7 protein-coding genes are annotated in these 6,868 nt (G+C 64.2%); 5 read left to right on the top strand and 2 right to left on the bottom strand.

Going from position 1 to position 6,868, the window contains the following annotated elements; translation table 11 throughout:
• Positions 1-37: 37 nt before the first annotated feature.
• The 4 genes from tuf to phoU all read left to right on the top strand — a co-directional run bounded on the left by tuf (position 38) and on the right by phoU (position 4,098).
• A complete protein-coding gene (tuf, locus tag VKI00_RS31655; RefSeq protein WP_324447138.1) occupies positions 38-1,228 on the top strand; it encodes an elongation factor Tu in 1,191 nt (396 codons plus the stop codon).
• A gap of 172 nt (positions 1,229-1,400) precedes the next feature.
• Entirely contained in the window at positions 1,401-2,267 is an 867-nt protein-coding gene (locus tag VKI00_RS31650) for an SHOCT domain-containing protein (RefSeq protein ID WP_324447127.1), read from the top strand.
• A gap of 186 nt (positions 2,268-2,453) precedes the next feature.
• The gene (locus tag VKI00_RS31645; protein WP_324447125.1) at positions 2,454-3,281 is read left to right on the top strand and encodes a mycofactocin-coupled SDR family oxidoreductase; all 828 of its coding nucleotides are present in this window, start codon (positions 2,454-2,456) and stop codon (positions 3,279-3,281) included.
• Between the two features lie 151 nt (positions 3,282-3,432).
• Positions 3,433-4,098 carry a phosphate signaling complex protein PhoU gene (phoU, locus tag VKI00_RS31640; protein WP_324447123.1) on the top strand — a complete coding sequence of 222 codons (666 nt, stop codon included), beginning with the start codon at positions 3,433-3,435 and terminating at the stop codon, positions 4,096-4,098.
• 18 nt (positions 4,099-4,116) lie between these two features.
• Here phoU and rocD read toward each other — a convergent pair whose 3' ends face one another.
• Both rocD and ddaH read right to left on the bottom strand, forming a co-directional pair.
• Entirely contained in the window at positions 4,117-5,361 is a 1,245-nt protein-coding gene (rocD, locus tag VKI00_RS31635) for an ornithine--oxo-acid transaminase (RefSeq protein WP_324447121.1), read from the bottom strand.
• A 49-nt stretch (positions 5,362-5,410) separates the two neighbouring features.
• Positions 5,411-6,274, bottom strand: a complete 864-nt coding sequence (gene ddaH / locus VKI00_RS31630) for a dimethylargininase (protein ID WP_324447118.1) — start codon at positions 6,272-6,274, stop codon at positions 5,411-5,413.
• 112 nt (positions 6,275-6,386) lie between these two features.
• Between ddaH and VKI00_RS31625 the strand changes: the two genes are divergently transcribed.
• Complete coding sequence (locus tag VKI00_RS31625; RefSeq protein WP_324447116.1) at positions 6,387-6,839, top strand: Lrp/AsnC family transcriptional regulator; 453 nt, start codon at positions 6,387-6,389, stop codon at positions 6,837-6,839.
• Positions 6,840-6,868: the final 29 nt, after the last annotated feature.

The raw sequence follows: 6,868 nt of genomic DNA, 5'->3' as shown, positions 1-6,868 counted from the left end.
CTTTAACAAGCACCAACAAGTCCAGGAGGACACAGAAGTGGCGAAGGCGAAGTTCGAGCGGACGAAGCCGCACGTCAACATCGGGACCATCGGTCACGTTGACCACGGCAAGACCACACTGACCGCGGCTATCACCAAGGTTCTGCACGACAAGTACCCGACGTTGAACGAGTCGCGCGCATTCGACCAGATCGACAATGCGCCCGAGGAGCGTCAGCGCGGTATCACCATCAACATCTCCCACGTGGAGTACCAGACCGAGAAGCGTCACTATGCGCACGTCGACGCACCGGGCCACGCCGACTACATCAAGAACATGATCACCGGCGCCGCCCAGATGGACGGCGCGATCCTGGTGGTCGCCGCCACCGACGGCCCGATGCCGCAGACCCGCGAGCACGTGCTGCTCGCCCGCCAGGTCGGCGTGCCCTACATCCTGGTCGCGCTGAACAAGGCCGACATGGTCGACGACGAAGAGCTGCTTGAGCTCGTCGAGCTGGAGGTCCGCGAGCTGCTGGCCGCCCAGGAGTTCGACGAGGACGCCCCGGTGATCAAGGTATCGGCGCTCAAGGCGCTCGAGGGTGACGAGAAGTGGGTCAAGACCGTCGAGGAGCTCATGGACGCTGTCGACGAGTCGATCCCGGACCCGGTCCGCGACACCGACAAGCCGTTCCTGATGCCCGTCGAGGACGTCTTCACCATCACCGGCCGCGGCACCGTGGTAACCGGTCGTGTCGAGCGCGGCGTGATCAATGTGAACGAGGAAGTCGAGATCGTCGGGATCAAGCCGACCAGCGCCAAGACCACGGTCACCGGTGTGGAGATGTTCCGCAAGCTGCTCGACCAGGGCCAGGCAGGCGACAACGTCGGGCTGCTGCTGCGTGGTATCAAGCGTGAGGACGTCGAGCGCGGCCAGGTCGTGGTCAAGCCCGGCACCACCACGCCGCACACCGAGTTCGAGGGCAGCGTCTACATCCTGTCCAAGGACGAAGGCGGCCGGCATACGCCGTTCTTCAACAACTACCGTCCGCAGTTCTACTTCCGCACCACCGACGTGACCGGTGTGGTGACGCTGCCGGAGGGTACCGAGATGGTGATGCCCGGTGACAACACCGACATCTCGGTGAAGCTGATCCAGCCCGTCGCCATGGACGAGGGTCTGCGGTTCGCCATCCGCGAGGGTGGCCGTACCGTCGGCGCCGGCCGGGTTACCAAGATCATCAAGTAGTTCGACAGCAAGCGGCGCTCACCCGAGGGGGTGGGCGCCGTTTTGCGTGAAGTGGCGCTTTCCTGGTCGTGACAGCAAACCGACAATTCGCTCCAGAGCAGCACATTTCCCGCTCCACGGCGATACGCTGACCTGCATCATCGTCCGGGTTCGGCCGACGTAGGAGCATGCCATGCTAGCGCGCTATATCAGAGCCCAGATCGTCGTCCTGGTGTGTGGAGGATTGGTCGGCCCGATCTTTCTCATCACGTACTTCGTGCTGCCCAGCATGATGGGTTCTTTTGGCACCGATGCGACCTCGATGGTCCAGCAGAGCACCTCGTGGCTGCTGTGGGTCGGGCTGCTGATCACGGTCGCCGATGTGGTGGTCGCGTTGTGGCTGGCCAACCGCGGCGCCCAGTCGTCGGCCAAAAGCGCCGCTCTGCACCAGACCGGGGTGCTGACGATGGCCCAGATCACCGGGCTGGGTGAAACCGGCATGCGCATCAACGAGCGGCCGGTCGTCAATTTGGACCTGCACATCAGCGGACCCGGGTTCGAGTTCGACAGCCGCAAGCGGGTTACCGTCGACATCACCAAACAGGCCATCGTGACGGCGCGCAAGCTCGTCGTGTGGGTGGACCCGAACACGCGTGACTTCGAGATCGACTGGCAAGCAAGCGGATTGATCTGCGGCGTGGTTCCCGCGCAGTTCACGAGCACCGAGGACAACAGGACCTACGATCTGAGCGGGCAGGCCGGCCCGCTGATGGAAATCCTGCAGATCTACAAAGCCAACAACCTGCCTTTCAGCGGCACGGTCGACATCCGCAACTATCCGGCCGTGCGTCAACAGATCATGGCCGTGGTGCGGCGCGCCGCCGCTCAGCAGCAGCCCGCACCCGCCGCGGCCGGGGTGGGAGCCGCGGCGGCGGGGGTGGCGCCACCGCAGGCGTCCGTTGCTCAGCGGCTGCAGGAGTTGGAGACGCTGCACAAATCCGGTGCGTTGAGCGCCGAGGAATACGCCAGCAAACGGGCGCAGATCATCTCCGACATCTGACCGTAGCCACGACCCGGTAGGCGATTAGACTGCCCGGCTCCTCCTCGTCGCTTCGCTCTGCATCGTCGCCGGGCCGAAGCTGAATTACCCGGCTTCTCCTCAGCCGTTCCGGCTGCATCGTCGCCGGGCTGAAACACGTTTCAGTTTCGCTGCTAGCCTGATCGACAGTCGGTGAAAGGGGCTGTTGTGTCTGGTGCATCCGGGGCATTGCAAGGGCGGGTGGCGTTGATTACCGGTGCCGCGCGCGGTCAGGGCCGGGCGCATGCGGTCCGGCTGGCTCGAGAGGGTGCCGACATCATCGCCCTCGACATCTGCGCGCCGGTGTCCGACAGCATCGGCTATCCGGCCGCCACGCCGGAGGATCTCGCCGAGACCGTGCGGGCTGTGGAAGCCGAAGGGCGCAAGGTATTAGCGCGCGAGGTCGACATTCGCGACGATGCCGCGGTGCGGCAGCTGGTGAGCGACGGCGTCGAGCAGTTCGGCCGGCTCGACATCCTGATCGCCAACGCGGGCGTACTCAGTTGGGGACGGATCTGGGAGTTGACCGACGAGCAGTGGGACACCGTCATCGACGTCAACCTGACGGGCACGTTTCGCACCCTGCGCGCGGCGATCCCCGCGATGATCGAAGCCGGCAACGGCGGCTCCATCGTCGTGGTCAGCTCGTCGGCCGGGCTGAAGGCCACCCCGGGCAACGGCCACTATGCCGCGTCCAAGCATGGCCTCGTCGCGCTGACCAACACGCTCGCAATCGAGCTGAGCGAGTTCGGCATTCGGGTCAATTCCATCCATCCCTACTCGGTCGGTACGCCGATGATCGAGCCTGAATTGATGACGGAGATCTTCGGCAAGCATCCCCACTACATCCACAGCTTCGGACCAATGCTGCTGCAGCCCAATGGTTTTATGAGCTCAGAAGAGGTTTCCGACGTGGTGGCGTTCCTGGCCGGCGACGGCTCCGGCACCTTGACGGGAGCGCAGATCCCCGTCGACAAAGGCGTGTTGAAGTACTGAAATTTCGAGAGTTCCACGCGGGATCTCGTCCAACGCGGGTGAGTTCAGGCTCGTGCCAATAGCCGTCGGGATCAAACGTAGGCGGCCGTTCAATGCGACTTCACATCTCTCTTTACTGTATCGTCAAGGTTGACAACGTATCTTGAGTGGAATGCGAACCGCCTATCATACGGAACTCGCGAGGTTAACCGAGCACCTCGGCGAGATGTGTGGGCTGGCCGGAGTTGCCATGGAACACGCAACCGAGGCCCTGCTGCAGGCGGATCTGTTAGTGGCAGAACAGGTTCTCAGCGACCACGACAAAATCGCCGCGATGAGCGCCGTCGCCGAGGAGAACGCGTTTGTGCTGCTGGCGCCTCTCCGAGCGCCGGTTGCCAATGACCTGCGGGCGATCGTCAGCGCCCTCCGAATGACGGTCGACATCGACAGGATGGCCGCGCTGGCCCTACACGTCGCCGAGATCACCCGCTGGCGTCATCCCCAGCATGCATTGCCCGAAGAGGTCAACGGGTATTTCGCTGAAATGGGCAGGATCGCAGTCAAATTAGGTAACAGCTCGCAAGAGGTGCTGTTGTCGCGCGACCCGAGAAAGGCCGCGCGCATCCGCAGAGAAGACGACGCGATGGATGACCTGCATCGCCACCTATTCACCCTGATGATGGATCGCGAATGGAAGCACGGTGTGGCCGCCGCCGTCGACGTGACGCTGCTGGGTCGGTACTACGAGCGCTTCGCCGACCATGCTGTCCAACTGGCGCATCGGGTTATCTTCCAGATGACTGGGAGGTCCTCCGACGGCGAGACGCGGCCGATATAACGCTGGCATCGAATCGAATTAGCTCGCCATCTCGGTCAGCGCATCGGCGAATCGGTCGACCGCCCAATCGATTTCCGCTGCGGTGATCACCAGCGGGGGAGCGAATCGTAACGTTGATCCGTGCGTGTCCTTGACCAGCACACCTCGCGTGGCCAGTCGCAGGCTGAGCTGCTTAGCGGTGCCGAGCGCCGGATCGATGTCGACGCCCGCCCACAACCCACGGCCGCGCACCGCAACCACGCCATCACCGATCAACGTTCGCAGCCGCCAGTGCAGGCGCCTGCCGAGGTGCGCTGCGCGGTCCTGGAATTCGCCGCGTGCCAGTATCGAGACCACGGCGTCGCCGATCGCGGCCGCGAAAGGGTTTCCGCCGAACGTCGAACCGTGCTCACCGGGATGCAGCACCCCCAGGACTTCGCGATCGGCTACCACCGCCGACAGTGGCACAACTCCGCCGCCCAGCGCTTTGCCGAGCAGGTAGACGTCGGGCACCACATCCCAGTGGTCGCAGGCGAAGGTGCGACCGGTGCGGGCCAGGCCGGACTGGATCTCATCGGCGATCATCAACACGTTGTACGCCTGGCAGATTTGTCGCACCTCGGGCAAGTAATCGTCCGGTGGCACGATGACGCCGGCCTCACCCTGGATCGGCTCCAACAGCACCGCGACGGTGTGCTGGTCAATCGCTTTGGCCAGCGCGTCGGCGTCACCGAACGGGACCGAACGGAAGCCGGGCGTGAACGGTCCGAATCCGGCGCGCGCCGAATGGTCAGACGAAAAGCTGACGATGCTGATGGTCCGACCATGGAAGTTGTTGTCGGCCACGACAATATTCGCGTGTCCGGCCGGAACGCCCTTGACGTCGGTGCCCCATTTGCGTGCGACCTTGATGGCGCTCTCGACCGCTTCGGCGCCGCTGTTCATCGGCAACACCATGTCCTTGTCGCACAGCGCCGCAAGTGCGGCGCAAAACCGTCCGAGCGGTTCGGCGTGAAATGCCCTGCTGACCAGGGTGACCAGGTCGAGCTGGGCATGCGCTGTCGCGATGATTTCGGGGTTGCGATGCCCGAAATTCACGGCGGAATACGCGGCCAGACAATCCAGGTAGCGGCGACCTTCGACATCGGTGATCCAGGCACCCTCAGCGCTGGCCGCAACGACTGGTAGCGGCGAGTAGTTGTGTGCCGCGTGGCGCTCGTCGAGCGTGATCGCCGATGCGGTGAGCGCGCCGGGGCTGGCGGGCACGGTGTCCGGCAGGGTCATTGGCGCCACTCCTCCTCATCGCTGCGCTCTGCATCGTCGCCGGCGCGGGTCACGAATACACCTCCAGTGTGCAGCATTTGACAGATCCGCCGCCCTTGAGCAGCTCGGACATCTCTACCCCGATCGGCTCGAAGCCGGTTCGGGCCAACTGCTCGGCGAAACCCACCGCGGCCGCCGGGTGCACCACGTGGCGACCATCCGATACCGCGTTGAGGCCGAAAACGTAGGCGTCGGCGCTCTCCACCGCGATGGCGTCGGGAAACAGCGTTTCCAGTTGTGCGCGTGAGGATTCGGCAAATGCCGGCGGGTAATACGCGATGGTGGTCTTGTCGAGCACGCTGAGCGCGGTGTCGAGGTGGTAGAAGCGCGGATCGACCAGTTGCAGGCTGACGACAGGGCGACGGAAGATCTCCGCGATCTCGGCGTGCGCCCGCGGATCGGTGCGAAAACCGTGCCCGGCCAGAATCATCTCGCCGACCGGCAGCAGGTCGCCCTGGCCCTCGTTGACGTGGCGAGTCTGCGCCGGAGTGTATCCCTGGCCCTTCATCCAGACCGTATAGGCGAGGGATTCCTGTTGGCGCTGAGGGTATTTGAATCGCGCCACCACCGCCGCGCCGTTGAGTATCAGTCCGCCGTTGGCGGCATAGACCATGTCGGGCAGGCCGGGAACCGGTGCGACGAGGTCGACCACGTGTCCCAGTTGGCGGTAGGTGTCGCGAAGGTGTTCCCACTGCGCGACGGCGACGGCGGTGTCGACCGGGGTGTCGGTGTCCATCCACGGGTTGATCGCATAGTCGACGGCGAAAAACCGCGGAGGCGTCATGGCGTAGTGCCGAATCCGCGCTGTGCGTTCGTTCGCCGTGACGGTCTTACGCGCCGGGCCCCGCGCCGCAGCATCCGCAAAGATCGTCATAAATCGACGGTATGGGAAGGATCTGGCGCAATCAAACACCGGCCGTTGCTTATACAGCCCTATTTTGTTGCGCCAGATGCCGTATTGCGGCAGTCTGTTGTGGGGAGGCGCGATGGACCGGTTGGATGGCATCGACGAGCAGATCCTCGCCGTGCTGGCCCAGCATGCCCGGGCGACGTTCGCCGAGATCGGTGAGCGGGTGAATCTGTCGGCACCGGCGGTCAAGCGTCGCGTCGACCGGATGCTCGACAACGGGGTGATCCGGGGTTTCACCACGGTCATCGACCGCAGCGCGGTGGGCTGGAACACCGAGGCCTACGTACAGGTTTACTGCCACGGCAGGATTTCGCCGGACGAGCTGCGCCAGGCCTGGATAGACATTCCCGAGGTGGTCAGTGCCGCAACGGCGACCGGGACCGCCGACGCCATCCTGCGTGTGTTGGCGCACGACATGCGGCATCTGGAAGACGCTTTGGAGCGCATCCGGACAAGCGCCGACATTGAACGCACGGAAAGTATCGTCGTGCTGACCAATCTCATCGACCGGTCGCGGGCCGAGGGGTGAGCGGCCATCCGCCGCCGCAATCGTGTATG

The sequence above is a fragment of the Mycobacterium sp. genome, assembly GCF_035314665.1.
GTDB lineage: Bacteria > Actinomycetota > Actinomycetes > Mycobacteriales > Mycobacteriaceae > Mycobacterium.
Note: the sequence above shows the minus strand (reverse complement) of the source record. Positions and strands in the feature narration are given on the sequence as shown.